Genomic DNA, 15,747 nt, shown 5'->3' with positions numbered 1-15,747 from the left:
ATTATGCTTCCTGGGCCCGGGGTTTGGGGCGGAAGAGTAGGGCCTCGAGGAGGAGCACCAAGGCGGCGAGGAGGGCGAGGAACCGGCCTGCCCCTCCCTGGCTTGGAGGAAGAAAGCTGGGTCCGGGGGTGGGAAGAAGGGTTTCCCCGGGGGAAAGGAGGCCCGTGCGCACCTCCCGGTAGGGTTTGAGGAAGTTGTAGACCAGGAGGGGGAAGAAGGGGTGCTCCTGGATGGTGGCCAAGGGGGGCAGGTAAAGCCCTCCTTCCGTGAAGTAGACAAGGCCCACCCCATCCTCCCCTTCCACCAGGGGCCGCCAGGAACTGGGGGGCGGGGGAGGAGGGGGCAGGCGCTCCCCCAAAAGGGCCACCCCTTCCAGGAGGGGATGAGGCGTAGCGAGGAGAACCGGGGTAGGGTTTCCCCCGGAAGGGGCCAGGTAGAGGGTTGGCCTATCGGGAAGCCCCTGGGGTACCCCGATGCGCACCCGCACCTCCTCCCCGGGAGCCGCCCCCAGGAGGAGGAAGAGCCTTTCCAAGGCGGGGGCCTTGGGGTAGTCCACCCCAAGCCGCTTTAGGCCGAAGCCCGCCTCGTCGTCCAAGTCCAAGGCACCTCCATTCAGGAGCCGGGCGGTAAAGGTGGGGGGAAGGTTCTCCAGCCGGGCGAAGCCCCGGGCTGGAACCCGTACCTCCTCCACCCTGCCCCCCACCTCCACCCGGGCGACAAGGGTGCGGCTTGCGCTATTCCCTAAGGCCAGGAACCCCTGGGCCACGGCCACGATCCCCAGGTTTTCCCTGGGGCTTCCCACCCCGATGTACCCCTCCGCCCCATGGGGCGGGGGGCCGTCGCTCGCCACCAGGACCGGGGCCTTTAGAAGCCTCCGTCCTAGGGCGATGGCCTCCTCCAGCCGGGCTTCCCGGTCCCTTGCCTCCAGCGCCAGGAGTCGGGTCCTCAGGGCGATGCCGGGGGCAGGGCCATAGGCTTCCGGCTTTTCCCCAGCCCTCACCAAGACGGCCTCTGGGGCTTTTTCCAGGAGGGGGAGAAGCCTTTCCTTGGCCAGGTCCAAACGGGTCTTGGCTCCTTCCCGGGTGGCCATACTGGCAGAGGTGTCCACCACGAAGACCATGGGGGAGGGCCCCAAGGGGGGATCCTCGAGGGCCAGGACCATCAGGGCGGCCGCCAGGAGAAGGAGGAAAAGCCTTGAGTCCAGCCGGGGCCGAAAGCGCTTCCTCCTGCCCCTCTGCCAAAGCCATACCCCGGCCCAGGGGCGCACCTTAGGCCTCCTCGCCCGGTAAAGGAGGTAGACGAGGAGGAGCACCGGAAGGAGGAGCCAGAGCATCGCCCTTAGCCTAGTCCCTTCTTGAGGGTATCTGCTAGAGTAGCAGGAGGTGATACCATGCCCGGGGTGCTGGTGCACTTGAGGCTTCCGGAAGAGCTTGTAAAGCGCCTGGACGAGGAGCGGAAGGGGCGTTCCCGAAGCGAGGTGGTGGCGGAGGCCCTGGAAGACTACCTCAGGCGGGTGCGGCTTCTCTCCCTGGTGGAGGAGGTGGCGGGTTCCGTGGGTTTTGAGGAGGCTCCCCACTGGGCCACGCCGGAGGATGTGGTGGGCTATGTCCGGACTTTGAGAGGGGAAGCGGAGGCCCGTTTGGATGCGTTATCTCCTGGACAGCACGGTGATCATTGATCTCTTTCGGGGCCATCCCCGGGTGGTGGCCTGGGTGCGGGGGAGTCTGGCCCAGGGGGCGACCCTGTGGGTTACGCCCATTACGGTGGCGGAGGTGTTGGCGGGCGTTCCGGAGAGGGGATTGGAGGCCCAGCGCCGGTTTCTCCGGGAGCTGGGTTTCGCGCCTTTAGACTTCGCGGTAGCCGAGCGGGCTGCAAGGCTTTTTTGGGAGAGGAAGGTCCAGGGAGCCCGGCTTCCTTTAGTGGACCTGTTGCAATGGGCAGCGGCAGAGGTGCACGGCCTTACCTTGGTCAGTTCCAATACCCACCATTACCCGGGCCCGGTGCTGGATCCGAGGGAAGGATAGCCATGTGGATTTTGGGCATTGACACCTCCTGTGACGACACAGGGGTAGGCCTGGTGAAGGACGGGGAGGTGGCGGTGAACCTGGTGGCCAGCCAGGTGGCCCTGCACCAGGCTTTCGGGGGGGTGGTGCCCGAGCTGGCCAGCCGGGAGCACCTGAAGGTCATCCGCCCCCTTGCGGAAACGGCCCTGGCCGAGGCGGGGATAGGGCCCAAGGATCTTTCCTTGGTGGCGGCCACCCGTGGCCCTGGGCTCATCGGGGCCCTGCTGGTGGGGTACACCTTCGCCAAGGGCCTGGCCTGGGCCTTGAGGAAGCCCTTCTATGCCATCCATCACCTCGAGGCCCACATCGCCGCTGCCTGGCCTCCTGGCCTGAACCCCCCTTTCTTGGCCCTGGTGGCCTCGGGTGGGCACACCCACCTTTTCGCGGTGGAGGCCCTGGGCCGTTACCGGCTTCTCGGGGCTACCCGGGATGATGCCGTCGGGGAGGCCTTTGACAAGGTGGCGAGGCTTCTCGGCCTGGGCTTTCCCGGGGGACCCGAGATCGAGCGTCTGGCCCAGGAAGCCAGGGAGAAGGTGCCCTTCCCCGTTCCTCTCAAGGACCAGAAGGGGTACGAGTTCAGCTTCTCCGGCCTCAAGACCAAGGCGGTGCAGCTGGTGGAGGCTGGGCATCCCGCCCCGGCCTTGGCCAGGGGGTTTCAGGAGGCGGCGGTGGAGCACCTGGCCCAGGTGGTCATCCGGGCTGCCCAGGACACGGGCCACCGGGTGCTTCTGGTGGCGGGAGGGGTGGCCGCCAACCGGGCCTTGCAGGCTCGCTTCCAGGAGGCGGGGCTTACCGTGTACTTCCCCCCTAGGGGCCTTTCCCAGGACAACGGGGCCATGGTGGCCTTGGCCGCCTGGCGCCGTTACCAAGGAGGTTTTCCCCCTAGTCCCCTGTCCCTTGGGGCCACCGCCTACTGGCCCCTCGAGGAGGCCTGAAGGCTTTCTCATCCTGGAGGGGTACAATCGGCCTTAGGATGCTGGGCCTCATACGGAAGCTTTTTGACAACAACGAGCGGGAGATTGCCCGCTACTACAAGCAAGTGGTGGAGCCCACCAACCGGCTGGAGCCGGAGGTGGAGAAGATCGCTGACCTGGCCGCGGCCTACGCGGAGCTCAAGGAGAAGCACGAGAGGGGAGCGAGCCTCGAGGAGCTTCTCCCCATGGCCTTCGCCTTGACCCGCGAGTCCGCCAAGCGCTATTTGGGCATGCGCCACTTTGATGTGCAGCTCATCGGCGGGGCGGTGCTCCACGAGGGCAAGATCGCGGAGATGAAGACCGGGGAGGGCAAGACCCTGGTGGCCACCCTGGCCGTGGCCCTGAATGCCCTAAGGGGTAAGGGTGTCCACGTGGTCACGGTGAACGACTACCTGGCCCGCCGCGACGCCGAGTGGATGGGGCCCGTGTACCGTGGCCTAGGCCTCACGGTGGGGGTCATCCAGCACAGCTCCACCCCCGAGGAGCGCCGCAAGGCCTACCTGGCCGACGTCACCTACGTGACCAACTCCGAGCTGGGCTTTGACTACCTCCGGGACAACATGGCCATCAGCCCGGACCAGCTGGTGCTTCGCCACGACACTCCCTTGCACTACGCCATCATCGACGAGGTGGACTCCATCCTCATCGACGAGGCCCGCACCCCTTTGATCATCTCCGGCCCGGCGGAGAAGGCCACGGATCTCTACTACAAGATGGCGGAGATCGCCAAGAAGCTCGAGCGAGGCCTTCCCCCGGAGCCCGGGGTGCGCAAGGAGCCCACGGGGGACTACACCATTGAGGAGAAGAACCGCTCCGTGCACCTCACCCTCCAGGGCATTGCCAAGGCGGAAAAACTCCTTGGGGTGGAGGGGCTTTTCAGCCCCGAGAACATGGAGCTCGCCCACATGCTCATCCAGGCCATCCGGGCCAAGGAGCTCTACCACCGGGACCGGGACTACATCGTCCAGGATGGCCAGGTTATCATCGTGGACGAGTTCACGGGCCGCCTGATGCCAGGGCGGCGCTACGGGGAAGGCCTCCACCAGGCCATTGAGGCCAAGGAGGGGGTCAAGATTGAGCGGGAGAACCAGACCCTGGCCACCATCACCTACCAGAACTTCTTCCGCCTCTACGAGAAGCGGGCCGGGATGACCGGCACCGCCAAGACCGAGGAGAAGGAGTTCCAGGAGATCTACGGCATGGACGTGGTGGTGGTGCCCACCAATCGCCCCATGATCCGGCAGGACTTCCCCGACGTGGTCTACCGCACGGAAAAGGGCAAGTTCTATGCGGTGGTGGAGGAGATTGCCGAGAAGTACGAACGGGGCCAGCCGGTCCTGGTGGGCACCATCAGCATCGAAAAGTCCGAAAGGCTTTCCCAGATGCTCAAGGAGCCCCGCCTCTATCTGCCCCGGCTGGAGATGCGCCTGGAGCTTTTCAAGAAAGCCAGCCAGAAGCAACAGGGGGAGGAGTGGGAGCGCCTGAGGAAGCTTCTGGAAAAGCCCACCCAGCTTAAGGATGAGGACCTTGCGGCTTTTGAGGGCCTTATTCCCCCGAAGGGCAACCTGCGCGCCGCCTGGGAGGGCTTAAAGCGGGCTGTGCATACCCTGGGCATCCTGCGCCAGGGCATTCCCCACCAGGTCCTGAACGCCAAGCACCACGCCAAGGAGGCGGAGATCGTGGCCCAGGCGGGCCGGAGCAAGACCGTCACCATCGCCACCAACATGGCGGGCCGGGGCACGGACATCAAGCTGGGGGGGAACCCCGAGTACCTGGCGGCAGCCCTATTGGAGAAGGAGGGCTTTGACCGGTACGAGTGGAAGGTGGAGCTCTTCATCAAGAAGATGGTGGCGGGCCAGGAGGAGGAGGCCCGGGCCCTGGCCCAGGAGCTGGGGATAAAGGAAGAGCTCCAGGAAAAGATCCGCCAGATCCGGGAGGAGTGCAAGGCGGACGAGGAACGGGTGCGGCAACTGGGAGGGCTTTTCATCCTGGGCACCGAGCGGCACGAGTCCCGCCGCATCGACAACCAGCTTCGGGGCCGGGCCGGGCGCCAGGGGGACCCGGGGGGAAGCCGCTTCTACGTGAGCTTTGACGACGACCTCATGCGCCTTTTCGCCTCAGACCGGGTCATCGCCATGCTGGACCGCATGGGCTTTGACGACTCTGAGCCCATCGAACATCCCATGGTGACCCGTTCCATCGAGCGGGCCCAGAAGCGGGTGGAGGACCGCAACTTCGCCATCCGCAAGCAGCTTTTGCAGTTTGACGACGTGATGGCCCGCCAGCGGGAGGTCATCTACGCCCAGCGCCGCCTGATCCTCTTGGGCACGGATGAGGAGGTGAAGGAGGCGGCCTTGGGCATGGTGGAGGAAACGATGGCGGGGATTGCGGAAAACATCCTGAACCCCCAGGTGCACCCCGAGGACTGGGACCTGGATGCCCTAAAGGCCACCCTCCTGGACACCGTGCCCCAGCTTGCGGACTTCCCCTTTGAGGAGCTTCGCACCTTAAAGCCCGAAGAGGGCGTGGAGCGCCTGGTGGAGGCGGCTTTGAAGGCCTACGGGGCCAGGGAGCAGGAGCTTACCCCTCCCCTGATGCGGGCGGTGGAGCGTTTCGTGATCCTCAACGTGGTGGACTCCGCCTGGAAGGAGCACCTGCATAACCTGGACGTGCTCCGCCAGGGCATCTTCCTGCGGGGCTATGGTCAGAAGGACCCCTTCCAGGAGTACAAGATCGAGGCCACCCGGCTGTTCAACGACATGGTGGGCTTCATCAAGGGGGAGGTGGCCAAGTTCCTCTTCCGCCTCAAGGTGGAGGCGGAGCCGGTGCGCCCGGTGCGGGAGGCTCCTTACGTGCCCGTGCCCGCTCCCCAGGAGGAGGCCCGGCCCTTCGGCGTGGAGAAGAAGCGCCCCACCACCCCACCGCCCCAGCCTGGCCTTTCCCGGGCCGAGCGCCGAAGGCTCATGCGGGAGGAGAAGAAACGCAAGAAAGAGTGAGGAAACCGGCCCGGGGGTAGCCCCGGGCCGGAAAGCTAGTTCGGTTAGGCCTCCACCTGGAGGCTAGCGGGGTCCAGGTTGGTGTAGACGTGCTGCACGTCGTCCAGGTCCTCCAAGGCCTCCACCAGGCGCATCACCTTGGCGGCCTCCTCAGGAGGCAGGGCCACGGTGTTCTGGGGATGCTGCACCACCTCCACCGCCTCCACAGGTATGCCCCGCCTTTTAAGCTCCTCGGCCATGCGGTAGGTTTCGCTGGGGTCGGTGTAGATGGTTAGGCTTTCCCCTTCCTCCTCAAGGTCGAGGGCCCCGAGTTCTATGGCTGCCTCCTGGGCGGCCTCGGAGTTCTGGCAGACGATCACGCCTTTGCGCTCAAACTGCCAGGCCACGCTGCCCGTGGCCCCCAGGGAGCCGCCGTACCTGTTGAAGACGTGGCGCACCTCTCCGGCGGTGCGGTTGCGGTTTTCCGTGAGGGCGTAGACCAGAAGGGCCACCCCGCCCGGGGCGTAGCCCTCGTAGATGATCTCCTCGTACTGCTCGGCTCCTTCCCCTCCCCCTTGCAGCTTCTGCAGGAGGCGCTCGATGTTTTCCATGGGGACATCGTCGGCGCGGGCGGCTTCGATGGCGTTGCGAAGCTGGACGTTGGCCTCGGGGTAGGGGCTTCCCCCCGCCCGGGCAGCCGCCTGGATGGCCCGTAGGTGCTTGGAGATGATCTTGCCGCGTTTGAGGTCGTTGGCGGCTTTTTTGCGCTTGATCTGTGCCCACTTGCTATGACCGGCCATGGCTCACCTCACCCATTATAGCCAGCCTTTCCAGCACCTTCTCCGCCAGGCGTTCCCCGGCCTCCCGGAAGGGGTGGAAGAGGAGGCTCACCCCGGCGGCTTCCAGGATGGGGTCTTCCTCCAGGTGGAAGCTGGTGGCGGCCAGGATCCCCTTAAAGCCCCGCTCCTTCAGCCAGCGAGCGGCGAGGACCTTGGCCTCGAGGTCCGGCAGGGCCAGGACCACCGCCTTAAGTCCCGTAAGGTCCAGGCGTTCCCAGAGCTCGGGGTCCTCCGCATCCCCGTAGAGGACCTTCCGCCCCTTGGCCTGGTGGCGGGCCACCTTCTCGGGGTCGGCGTCCAGGCCCACCGGGCGCTCCCCCTTGGCCTCCAGGATGCGGTAGACGGCTCCCCCGGTGCGGCCCATGCCCACGATGAGCACCGTGGCCCCTTCCAGGCGTTCGGGCTCCTGGTCGGGGTGGCGCCCCTGGCGCTCCAGGGGAAGGAGGCGGGCCTCGAGGCGTTTGTAAAGGCTATGGCTGTACCGGGCTAGGGGTGCGGAAATCGCCATGGAAAGGGCCACCAAAAGGGCCAGGGTGGAAAGGCTATGGGGGAGAAGCCCCGCCCGTTCCAGCACGACCCCCACGATGAGGGCAAACTCCGAGTAGTTGCCCAGGTACATGCCGCTCACGAAGGCGGTGCGGGCCCGAAGCCCGAAGAGGAGAAACAGGGCGAAGAAGAGAGGGGTTTTGACCAAGGCCAGGAGGAGAAGGGACAGGACCACCCCGAGTTCCACGCCCTGTAGCCCTTCCCTGAGGCCGATATCCAGGAAAAAGGCCACCAGAAAGGCTTCCTTGAGGCTCCAAAGCCCCTTGGCCATCTCCCCTCCCTTTTCGTGGCCCGAGAGGAGGATGCCCATGATTAAGGCTCCCAGTTCCGGGGATAACCCCATCTGGCGGAAGCCCTCGCCTCCCAGTAGGGCAAGGCCCAGGCCGAAGAGCACGAGTAGCTCGTCGTGGCCGCTTTTTTCCAGAAGCCAGGCCACGGCAAACCTGAGAAGGGGCAGGAGGAGAACCAGCCCTACCCAGGGGCTTATTTGGTTCTCACCATAAAGGGTGATAAGGCCCACCGCCACCAGGTCCTGCAGGACCAGGATGCCCACGCTGAGGCGGCCATGGTAGGTGGTGAGCTCCTTCTTGTCCTCGAGGACCTTCACCACCAGCACGGTGCTGGAAAAGGCCAGGGCGATGGCCAGGGGAAGGTTTCCCACGAGAAGGAAGGCGAGCAGGGCGAAAAGCAGGAGGTGGAGGCCGCCCACTCCCAGGATGCGGGGCTCGAGGAGGTCTTGAAAGCGGAGCTTTAACCCCACGGTGAAAAGGAGAAGGAGCACCCCGATCTCCGCCGCGCGGTGCAGGAATTCCGTCTCCCGTAGGCCCAAGCCGTGCAGGGCGAAGCCTGCCCCCAGATAGCCCACCAGGGGAGGAAGCCCCAGGCGGCTGGCCAAGAGGCCCAGGGTAAAGGCAGCGGCCACCCAGAGGGCTTCCATGGCTTCCAGGGTAGCAGACCCGCATGGGACAAGGGGGGTGTACCCTCCCTTGCCCCTACACCGAAAGGCTTACTTCTTTTCTGCCAGGGCCTTGTCCAAGAGGGTCTTCCACTCCTCGTAGGGCAGGAAGCCCGTGCGCTTTTCCCCTGCGATGAAGAAGGTGGGGGTACCGGTGAGGCCTAGATCCGAGGCCAGCTTCTGGTCGGCCAGGACCCCCTCGCGGTGCTTATTGGAGGAAAGGCACTGGCTAAAGGTGTTCTCGTCCAGCCCCATCTGCCCCGCCAGGTCCACCAAGTAGCGGTCCAGCACGCTCCCCTGCAGGTTTGCCCAGCTGGAGGCGGCCCGGAAGAGGACCTCGTGGTACTCGTAGTAGCGCCCTTGGTCGGCGGCGCAGGCGGCGGCCTCGCTGGCCCGGATCACGTTGGCCTGGCCGGGGAAGGGGAAGTCGCGGAAGAGGTAGCGCACCTTACCGGTGTCGATGTACTCGGCTTTCAGTCGGGGAAGGACGTTCAAGGCGTGGTTCTGGCAGTGGGGGCAGAGGTAGTTGGAGAAGTCCACCACCACCACGGGGGCGTTGAGATCGCCCAGGGCAAAGCGGGCACCTTGGGCGGGGTCCAGCCCGGCTTTCCCCTTGGGACCCCAAAGGATCCAGCCCAAGCCGAAAAGGGCCAGGGCCACCACTACGAGAACTATAGCGCGCTGCATGGGTTTACTCTACCACGCTCCCGGTGAGAAACCCTGAGAGAGGCCCCCTTAGCCCCGGTAGGGGGACTGGCGGGCCTCGCCCTCCGGGGTGAGGTAGAAGGGGTTCGCATCGGTGGATACCATGGTTTCCGTTTCCACCGCCTCCTGGATGTCCTTGGGCAGGACGAACATGGCCTCGAGGTAGGGGGCGGAGAGGTGCCTTAAAGCCAGCTGCCGCTCCCGGATGCGGGCCTCGATGACCCCTTCGGAGAAGGCCGCGGGGTCAAAGGCATCCGAGGCCAGGAGGAAGCCAAAGTTCAGGAAGAAGCCGGGGATGTGGTTCTTGTAGCTCCGCACGTAGCGGAAAGCCTCCCGCACCGTGCGGTGCACCACGGGATGCACGCGGTGGTGGGTAAGCATGATCATCCCCGCCTGCATGCCCATGATCCCGCCTGGGTTCAGGTGGGCCTTCACCAGGCGGTAAAACTCCACCGTGTAGAGAAGCCTTGCGGGGTTGTCCTCCCCCACGGGGTCCGTGAGGTCGATGATGATGACGTCGTACGTGTCCTGGGTGCGCTCCAGGTAAGCCCGGGCGTCGTCGATGATCAGGACCGTTCGGGGATCCTCGAAGGCTCCCTGGTGCCATTCGGGCATGTGGCGCTTGGCCACCTCCACCAGCTCCCCGTCGATGTCCACCATCACCGCCCGTTCCACGGTGGGGTGCTTGAGCACTTCCCTCAGGGTGGCCCCTTCCCCGCCTCCCACGATGAGCACGGTCCTGGGCTCGGGATGGGAGAGCATGGCCGGGTGGACCAGGGTTTCGTGGTAGACGTACTCGTCCCTTTCCGTGCTCTGCACGTCCTTGTCCAGGACCAGCACCTTGCCGAAGCCCTTGGTTTCAAATAGAAAGTAGTCCTGGTACTTGGTGCGGCCGGAGGCGATCACCCTTTCCATGCGCCGCACCATGGTTTCGTAAGGGGTGATGTGCTCAAAAAAGTACATGCCGTAGTCCATAGCTTCAACCTCCTTGCTGGCCGCCAAAGGCCCGGCGCTTGATGGCGTGTTCCGTTCCCCGCCAGTAGCGGAAGGCCGATTCCTCCTTGGCCCCGAAGGCCCGGGAGAGCCCCTTCAGGACCTCCTCGGGGTCCACTCCATCCCGGTAGAAGTAGAGGTCCAGGGTGGCGGAGGCGTTGTCCTCGGGCCAGGTGTGGATCATCACCGCGGCCACCGGGCTCACCACCGCCGCCGAGAGCCCCTGGGGATGAAACTTGTACACCACCGACTGGGCCGAGCCCCTGGGTGCCCCCAGGCGCATCACCGCATCCAGGAGGGCTGCCTCCACCATCTTGGGGTTTTCCAAGACATCCAGGTCGCAACCGTAGATTTCCGCCACCCAGCGCCCGCCCGGCACCGTTTCCACAAAGGGCCATGATAGCACACCTTTACCCGAAGAAGTCCTTGAGCTGTTCTTTGCTGATGAGGACTTCCCGGGGCTTGGAACCCTTGGAGGGGCCCACGATTCCCATGGCCTCGAGGGCATCCATCAGCTTCCCGGCCCGGGCGTGGCCGATGGAAAGGCGGCGCTGCAGGCGGCTTACGGAGCCGTAGCCCTCCTCCACCACGATCTCCGCCGCCTTCTTGAGAAGGGGATCCGAGAAGTCCACCTCGCCGGGGCCCGCGCCCTCCGGCCCCTTGGGGGGCTCAAAGTCCTGGCCGTAGGCCTCGGCGAAGCGGTCCTCGTAACTCTGGCCCCTGAGGAAGCCGGCCAGGCGCCCTACTTCCTCCTCGGAGAGGTAGGGTACCTGCAGGCGCACGGGCTTGGTGAGCCCGGGCTGGTAGAAGAGGGCATCCCCCTGGCCGATGAGCTTTTCCGCTCCTTGGGTGTCCAGGATGGTGCGGGAATCGAAGCCGCTGGACACGGCAAAGGCCAGGCGGGCGGGAATGTTCACCTTGATGAGGGAGGTGAGGATGTCCACGCTGGGCCGCTGGGTGGCCAGGATGAGGTGCATGCCGGTGGCCCGGGCCATCTGGGCCAGGCGCAGAATGGCGGATTCCACCTCCTTGGGGGCGGTCATCATCAGATCGGCCAGCTCGTCCACCACGATGATCAGGTAGGGAAGGGTTTCCCCGCCCTCCTTTTCCATCTTGGCGTTGTACTGTTCCAGGTTCCTGGCCCCCACCCCGCTTAGGAGCCGGTAGCGCCGTTCCATGTGGGCCACCGCTCCTTGCAGGACCCCGGCAGCTTCCTCGGGGCTGGTGACCACGGGGCGCACCAGGTGGGGGATGCCCTCGTAAGGGGTGAGCTCCACCATCTTGGGATCGATGAGGAGGAAGCGCAAGGAGGTGGGGAGGTGTTTGAAGAGGAGACTTGCGATAAGGACGTTGATGGCCACGCTCTTGCCGCTTCCCGTGGAGCCCGCGATGAGGAGGTGGGGCATTTTGGCGAGGTCCCTTACCCAGATCTCCCCCTCGATGCTCTTGCCGAGGACCAGGGGCAGAAGGGCCTTGGCGTTTTGGAAGGCAGGGGAGAGGACCGCCTCGGAAAAGCGCACCAGCTCCCTTTTGGGGTTTGGCACCTCGAGGCCCACGGTGTTTTTCCCGGGAATAGGGGCTTCGATGCGCACCGCCCCCACCGCCAGGGCCCGGGCCAGGTCGTTTTGCAGGCTCTGGATGCGGCTGATCTTCTCCCCGGGGGCAGGCAGAAGCTCGTAGCGGATCACGGAGGGGCCGCGGGCATGGCCCACCACCTCCGCCTGCACCCCGAAGTGCTTGAGGGTGTCGGCGATGGTGCGCTTTAGCCTTTCCACCTCCTCCTCCAGGCCCCGGGCGGTTCCCTTGGGCTCCGGGGGGTCCAGGAGGTCCGGGGTGGGGAGGGCCAGGGCCGTGCTCTGGGGACGGGAGCGGGGCGGTGAAGGAGGGTCCGGCTGGACCTGGGCTGGGGAAGGTTCGGGGAAGACCAGGTCTAGGTCGAAGGGTTCCGGTTCAGGGGCAGGGGGTGGGGGAGAAACAGCGGGCGGGGGATTCCCCGTGAGGAGGGCCCTAAGCCCCTCGGCCTGGGCCTCGGGATGCCGGGAGAGGAAGGATAGCCAAGAGGAAAGCTCCTCGTAGCGCCCCTCGAGGTCCTGGACCAGACCGGAAAGCTCCCCCCAGCGGGCCTTGCGCTCTTCCCGAAGCCTTAGGCCCTGGACCAGGCCTCCCACGCTGGGCTTGGGTGCGGGAAAGGTGAGAAGGGCTTTCAAGCGGGATAAAAGGGCCTGGGCCTCGAGGTGAAGGGCTGCCCGCCGTTCCTCCAGGGCATCCCGCAGGGGACCTTCCCCCGGCACAGGGGTTTTCAAGCCTTGGAGAAGGGCTTGGAGCCGGGGTTCCAGGGGCCTTTGGTCCTCTTCCATCTGCCGCTTCAGCTCGGCGGCCCGTTCCTTCAGAAACTCCCTTAAAGCCTTTTCCACCCCCGGGAGTTCCGCAGGGGAGAGGTTCTGCGCCAGGGCCTTTAGGGCGGTGTGTTCAGGGTAAAGGCGGGCGAGGAAGCCGATCCTTTGCCTGAGAAGAAGGGCTTTCAGGCGGTGGCGGATCCGGCGCACGCCCTCCACCCCCAGGTGCAGGCCGGTGAGAAGGAGGTGAAAAGGAGGTTTTCGCCGCCAGAGGTCCAGGACCAAGGAGGCCAGGATGGGAGGAAGGAGGAAGCCCAAGGCCCCTGCCTTGGCTTCCAGGAAGGAGCGCACTTCCTCGCCCATCCGGCCCGAAAGGGGTCCCAGGAGGGGAAGGAGGGCGAAGGCCAGGAGGTAAAGGAAAAGAAGGTGGCGAAGAAGAGGCTTTAGGGGTTTGTTCCGGAAGAGGAAGGCCCCCAGGAGGAAAAGGCTTGGCGGAAGGAGGTAAGCGGGTAGGCCCAGCGCCTGGTAGAAGGTTTCCCGGAGGAAGGACCCGAAGGCCCCCGTGGGCAAGGGTAGAAGGGGAGCGGCAAAGAAGACCCCCGCCCCCAAGGCCACGGTACCCAGGGCCTCGAGGTCGCGGTTTCGGCTGGGCCTAGCCGGTTTCCGCTTCGCCATCGGAAGGATTATAACCTGGCGGCATGGAAGGGAAAAGGGAAGCCCGGGGCATACTTCCCCCGGGCCTGAGGTTAGGGGGCTACTTCTTCAGCTCCTTAATCACCGCCTGGGTGAGGTCGGTGTCCTCGTCGGCGTAGACCACGAGCCCCGACTGGGCCGCCACCTGGCGGCTCATGACCACGGCGAAGCCCTGGGCCTTGGCCACCTTGGCGATGGCTTGGTCCACCTCCTCCAGGATGGGCTTGAGTACCGGATTCTGCCGGTCCTGCCATTTCTTCAGGGTGTCCTGGTAGGTCTTGAGGAGGGCCTCGTAGTCCTGGCGCTCCTTGGCCGTGGCCTGGCCCGAACGGATCTTTTGGTCCAGGGGCTTGAGTTTCTCCTCCAGGGGAGCCAGCTCCTTGCGGGCCTGGGCCTGGAGGTCCTGCACCTTCTTGTAGTCGGGATGGGCCTGCACCAGGGCATCCGCATCCACGAACCCCAGCCGGGTGGCCACGTTCTTGTTCTGGGCCAGCATGGGGGTGAGGAGGGCACCAAGGGCCAATAGGAGAGCTGCTAGGGGAAAGCGCTTCATAGGAGAAAGCCTAAGGCTTTAGGGTGAAGGGTGCGTGAGAGAAGCCTCTCTATCGCTTTGCCCCAGGTGGGGGTACCATGCATGGAGGAGGTGGATTATGCGCAAGGTGCTCTGGATGTTGGCGTTGTTGACCTTGGGCACGGGAGCTCTTGCCCAGCGGGCGGTGTCCTTCCGCCTATCCCTGCCCCCGGCGGGGCTGGGACTGGGCCTGGAGGCGCCTTTGGAGCGCAACCTGGCCTTCCGGGGATTCGTGGACCTCTTTCCCGGCGGACCCAGTTTCCTGGCGGCGGGCGAGGTGCTGTTTAAGCCTGACCTGGGCCAGTGGGATAGGGACCTCAGGGGGATACGTCCCTATTTCGGCGGGGGGCTCGCCGGCTACTTTGCCGGCCTGGGTGAGGTGGGGATTCATCTCTCCCTGGGGGTGGAGTTCCTCCTGGACGCCCGCACAGGGATCTTCCTCGATGGGGAGTATTTCTACGCCTTTGGAGGAGGACGCTTCCCGCGGACGGTAATCGGGGCCAATCTGCGCTAAAGCCATCCTTCATCCCCCGCCCAGCTTTGGGCGGGGACATTTTTCTTTTTATCACGGGGTAAACTAGGAAGCGGAGGTGAAGCCATGCTGGTCAGGGACTGGATGACCAAGGACCCCCTCACCGTGGCCCCGGATACCCCGGTGCTGGAGGCCATCAACCTTTTGAAGAACAAGGGTTTCCGGCGCTTGCCGGTGGTGAAGGACGGGAAGCTCATCGGCCTGGTCACCGACAAGGACCTCAAGGACGCCATGCCCTCCAAGGCCACCACCCTCTCCGTGTGGGAGATGAACTACCTCCTCTCCAAGCTCACGGTGCAGGAGGTCATGGCCAAGCCGGTGATCACCGTGGAGGCCGACGCACCCCTGGAGAAGGCAGCCCTTTTGATGGAGGAGAAGAAGATCGGTGGCCTTCCGGTGATGGACGGGGAGAAACTGGTGGGTATCATCACCGTGACCGATGTCCTGAGGGCCTTTATTGAGGTATTGGGGCTTAAAATGGGGGGCTTGCGCATCACCGTGGACATCCCGGATGTACCCGGGGCCCTGGCCCAGATGGCCCGGGCGGTTCCCCCGGCCAACATCGTTTCCATCGCCACCGCTGCCCATTTGAACGGGTACCAGCGCCTGGTCCTGAGGGTGGTGGGGGAGGATGTGGAGGGTGTCCCTGACCGGCTTCGGGCCGCCGGGGAGCGGGTGGTGGACGTACGCCCCGGTTAGGCGCCGTTGCGGTAGGCAGGATAGGAGCCCAGAACCTTGAGGAAGGCGGCCCGCCTGAGAAGGCCCAGAAGGGCTTGGGCGGGCCCGGGGTCTTCCAGGTGGCCCTCGAGGTCCAGGTAAAAGAGGTAGCTGAAGGGCTTATCGCGCCTGGGCCGGGACTCCAGCTTGGTGAGGTTCACCCCGGCCTCGGCGAACACGGAAAGAGCCTCCAGAAGCCCTCCGGGCCGGTGGCGCACGGCGAAGACGATGCTGGTCTTGTGGGGACCTTCCCCCTTAGGGGCTTCCTCCCGCCCGATGACGAAGAACCGGGTGTAGTTGTGGGGGTAATCCTCGATGTTTTCCGCCAGCACCTTTAGGCCGTAAAGCTCCGCGGCCCGCCGGCTGGCGATGGCCCCCACCCCGGGCTCGGGGTCCTCCGACAGGGACCGGGCTGCCCCTGCCGTGTCAAAAACCGGGATGGGCGTAAGGCGCATGCGGGCCAGGAAGCCGTCGCACTGGGCCAGGGCCTGGGGGTGGCTTTTGACCGCCTTGAGGTCTTTGAGCTCGGTGCCCTTGGGAGCGAGGAGGCAGTGCTCCACCCGGTGGATGATCTCTCCCACCACGTGGAGGTCGCTTTCCAGAAGCAGGTCGTAGGTCTGGTTGATGCTGCCTGCGGTGGTGTTCTCCACGGGCACCACCCCGAGCTGTGCTTCCCCTGCTTCCACCGCCTCGAAGACCTGGTGGAAGGTGGGAAAGCCTATGGGGGTGGAGCCGGGAAAGTTCCTGAGCAGGGCCTCCTCGCTATAGGCTCCTTCCGTTCCCTGGAAGGCGATCCTCATGCCCTTCATCCTACCGCTTCCCGTAGACAGGGGAAAGGCGCCTCCCTT

At 65.2% G+C, this 15,747-nt stretch carries 15 protein-coding genes; 6 read left to right on the top strand and 9 right to left on the bottom strand.

The annotated features are described in order from the left end of the window. Position 1: 1 nt before the first annotated feature. Complete coding sequence (locus KQ693_RS11660; protein WP_267261387.1) at positions 2-1,333, bottom strand: vWA domain-containing protein; 1,332 nt, start codon at positions 1,331-1,333, stop codon at positions 2-4. 57 nt (positions 1,334-1,390) lie between these two features. On the opposite strand from KQ693_RS11660, the gene KQ693_RS11655 reads away from it, so the two are divergent. From KQ693_RS11655 to secA, 4 genes are read left to right on the top strand one after another with little or no spacing between them, the layout of a single operon-like run. Next, positions 1,391-1,678: a ribbon-helix-helix domain-containing protein gene (locus KQ693_RS11655; RefSeq protein ID WP_015717696.1), complete on the top strand. Its 288-nt coding sequence runs from the start codon at positions 1,391-1,393 to the stop codon at positions 1,676-1,678. Continuing rightward, positions 1,644-2,024, top strand: a complete 381-nt coding sequence (locus KQ693_RS11650; RefSeq protein ID WP_081892743.1) for a type II toxin-antitoxin system VapC family toxin — start codon at positions 1,644-1,646, stop codon at positions 2,022-2,024. Before KQ693_RS11655 ends, KQ693_RS11650 begins: the two co-directional genes overlap by 35 nt. Before the next feature lie 2 nt (positions 2,025-2,026). After that, a complete protein-coding gene (gene tsaD / locus KQ693_RS11645; RefSeq protein WP_038070030.1) occupies positions 2,027-2,998 on the top strand; it encodes a tRNA (adenosine(37)-N6)-threonylcarbamoyltransferase complex transferase subunit TsaD in 972 nt (323 codons plus the stop codon). A gap of 38 nt (positions 2,999-3,036) precedes the next feature. Further along, entirely contained in the window at positions 3,037-6,033 is a 2,997-nt protein-coding gene (gene secA / locus KQ693_RS11640; RefSeq protein ID WP_267261386.1) for a preprotein translocase subunit SecA, read from the top strand. 44 nt (positions 6,034-6,077) lie between these two features. Here secA and KQ693_RS11635 read toward each other — a convergent pair whose 3' ends face one another. The 7 genes from KQ693_RS11635 to KQ693_RS11605 form a co-directional block, all read right to left on the bottom strand. After that, on the bottom strand, positions 6,078-6,812 hold the full coding sequence (locus KQ693_RS11635; protein WP_267261385.1) for a YebC/PmpR family DNA-binding transcriptional regulator: 735 nt from the start codon (positions 6,810-6,812) through the stop codon (positions 6,078-6,080). Continuing rightward, complete coding sequence (locus KQ693_RS11630) at positions 6,799-8,334, bottom strand: cation:proton antiporter family protein (RefSeq protein ID WP_267261384.1); 1,536 nt, start codon at positions 8,332-8,334, stop codon at positions 6,799-6,801. The genes KQ693_RS11635 and KQ693_RS11630 overlap by 14 nt, the downstream gene beginning before the upstream one ends. A gap of 69 nt (positions 8,335-8,403) precedes the next feature. Beyond that, the gene (locus tag KQ693_RS11625; RefSeq protein ID WP_267261383.1) at positions 8,404-9,039 is read right to left on the bottom strand and encodes a DsbA family protein; all 636 of its coding nucleotides are present in this window, start codon (positions 9,037-9,039) and stop codon (positions 8,404-8,406) included. Positions 9,040-9,087: 48 nt separating this feature from the next. Beyond that, positions 9,088-10,032 (bottom strand): polyamine aminopropyltransferase, encoded by a 945-nt coding sequence (gene speE / locus KQ693_RS11620; RefSeq protein WP_038030292.1) that lies wholly within the window; start codon positions 10,030-10,032, stop codon positions 9,088-9,090. Between the two features lie 4 nt (positions 10,033-10,036). Further along, complete coding sequence (gene speD / locus KQ693_RS11615) at positions 10,037-10,438, bottom strand: S-adenosylmethionine decarboxylase (RefSeq protein WP_038030290.1); 402 nt, start codon at positions 10,436-10,438, stop codon at positions 10,037-10,039. 22 nt (positions 10,439-10,460) lie between these two features. Continuing rightward, a complete protein-coding gene (locus KQ693_RS11610) occupies positions 10,461-13,061 on the bottom strand; it encodes an FtsK/SpoIIIE family DNA translocase (protein WP_267261382.1) in 2,601 nt (866 codons plus the stop codon). Positions 13,062-13,140: 79 nt separating this feature from the next. Continuing rightward, complete coding sequence (locus KQ693_RS11605; protein ID WP_015717686.1) at positions 13,141-13,632, bottom strand: OmpH family outer membrane protein; 492 nt, start codon at positions 13,630-13,632, stop codon at positions 13,141-13,143. Between the two features lie 97 nt (positions 13,633-13,729). On the opposite strand from KQ693_RS11605, the gene KQ693_RS11600 reads away from it, so the two are divergent. Both KQ693_RS11600 and KQ693_RS11595 read left to right on the top strand, forming a co-directional pair. Further along, on the top strand, positions 13,730-14,164 hold the full coding sequence (locus tag KQ693_RS11600) for a hypothetical protein (RefSeq protein ID WP_267261381.1): 435 nt from the start codon (positions 13,730-13,732) through the stop codon (positions 14,162-14,164). A gap of 84 nt (positions 14,165-14,248) precedes the next feature. Next, complete coding sequence (locus tag KQ693_RS11595) at positions 14,249-14,881, top strand: CBS and ACT domain-containing protein (RefSeq protein WP_219758617.1); 633 nt, start codon at positions 14,249-14,251, stop codon at positions 14,879-14,881. Here the strand turns inward: KQ693_RS11595 and pheA are convergent. Further along, entirely contained in the window at positions 14,878-15,699 is an 822-nt protein-coding gene (pheA, locus tag KQ693_RS11590) for a prephenate dehydratase (protein WP_267261380.1), read from the bottom strand. The genes KQ693_RS11595 and pheA overlap by 4 nt on opposite strands. Positions 15,700-15,747 lie beyond the last annotated feature (48 nt).

This window comes from Thermus brevis (assembly GCF_026427635.1).
Taxonomy (GTDB): Bacteria; Deinococcota; Deinococci; order Deinococcales; family Thermaceae; genus Thermus; species Thermus antranikianii.
The sequence above is the reverse complement of the archived record's forward strand: the minus strand, read 5'-3'. Positions and strand labels throughout refer to the sequence as shown.

Excerpts from the sequence above, each read along its gene's own strand:
- KQ693_RS11605 (WP_015717686.1), bottom strand. The coding sequence starts at position 13,632 with ATGAAGCGCTTTCCCCTAGCAGCTCTCCTATTGGCCCTTGGTGCCCTC.
- secA (WP_267261386.1), top strand. The coding sequence starts at position 3,037 with ATGCTGGGCCTCATACGGAAGCTTTTTGACAACAACGAGCGGGAGATT.
- KQ693_RS11600 (WP_267261381.1), top strand. The coding sequence starts at position 13,730 with ATGCGCAAGGTGCTCTGGATGTTGGCGTTGTTGACCTTGGGCACGGGA.
- KQ693_RS11595 (WP_219758617.1), top strand. The coding sequence starts at position 14,249 with ATGCTGGTCAGGGACTGGATGACCAAGGACCCCCTCACCGTGGCCCCG.
- KQ693_RS11630 (WP_267261384.1), bottom strand. The coding sequence starts at position 8,334 with ATGGAAGCCCTCTGGGTGGCCGCTGCCTTTACCCTGGGCCTCTTGGCC.
- speE (WP_038030292.1), bottom strand. The coding sequence starts at position 10,032 with ATGGACTACGGCATGTACTTTTTTGAGCACATCACCCCTTACGAAACC.
- pheA (WP_267261380.1), bottom strand. The coding sequence starts at position 15,699 with ATGAGGATCGCCTTCCAGGGAACGGAAGGAGCCTATAGCGAGGAGGCC.
- tsaD (WP_038070030.1), top strand. The coding sequence starts at position 2,027 with ATGTGGATTTTGGGCATTGACACCTCCTGTGACGACACAGGGGTAGGC.
- KQ693_RS11625 (WP_267261383.1), bottom strand. The coding sequence starts at position 9,039 with ATGCAGCGCGCTATAGTTCTCGTAGTGGTGGCCCTGGCCCTTTTCGGC.
- KQ693_RS11650 (WP_081892743.1), top strand. The coding sequence starts at position 1,644 with ATGCGTTATCTCCTGGACAGCACGGTGATCATTGATCTCTTTCGGGGC.
- KQ693_RS11655 (WP_015717696.1), top strand. The coding sequence starts at position 1,391 with ATGCCCGGGGTGCTGGTGCACTTGAGGCTTCCGGAAGAGCTTGTAAAG.
- KQ693_RS11660 (WP_267261387.1), bottom strand. The coding sequence starts at position 1,333 with ATGCTCTGGCTCCTCCTTCCGGTGCTCCTCCTCGTCTACCTCCTTTAC.
- KQ693_RS11610 (WP_267261382.1), bottom strand. The coding sequence starts at position 13,061 with ATGGCGAAGCGGAAACCGGCTAGGCCCAGCCGAAACCGCGACCTCGAG.
- KQ693_RS11635 (WP_267261385.1), bottom strand. The coding sequence starts at position 6,812 with ATGGCCGGTCATAGCAAGTGGGCACAGATCAAGCGCAAAAAAGCCGCC.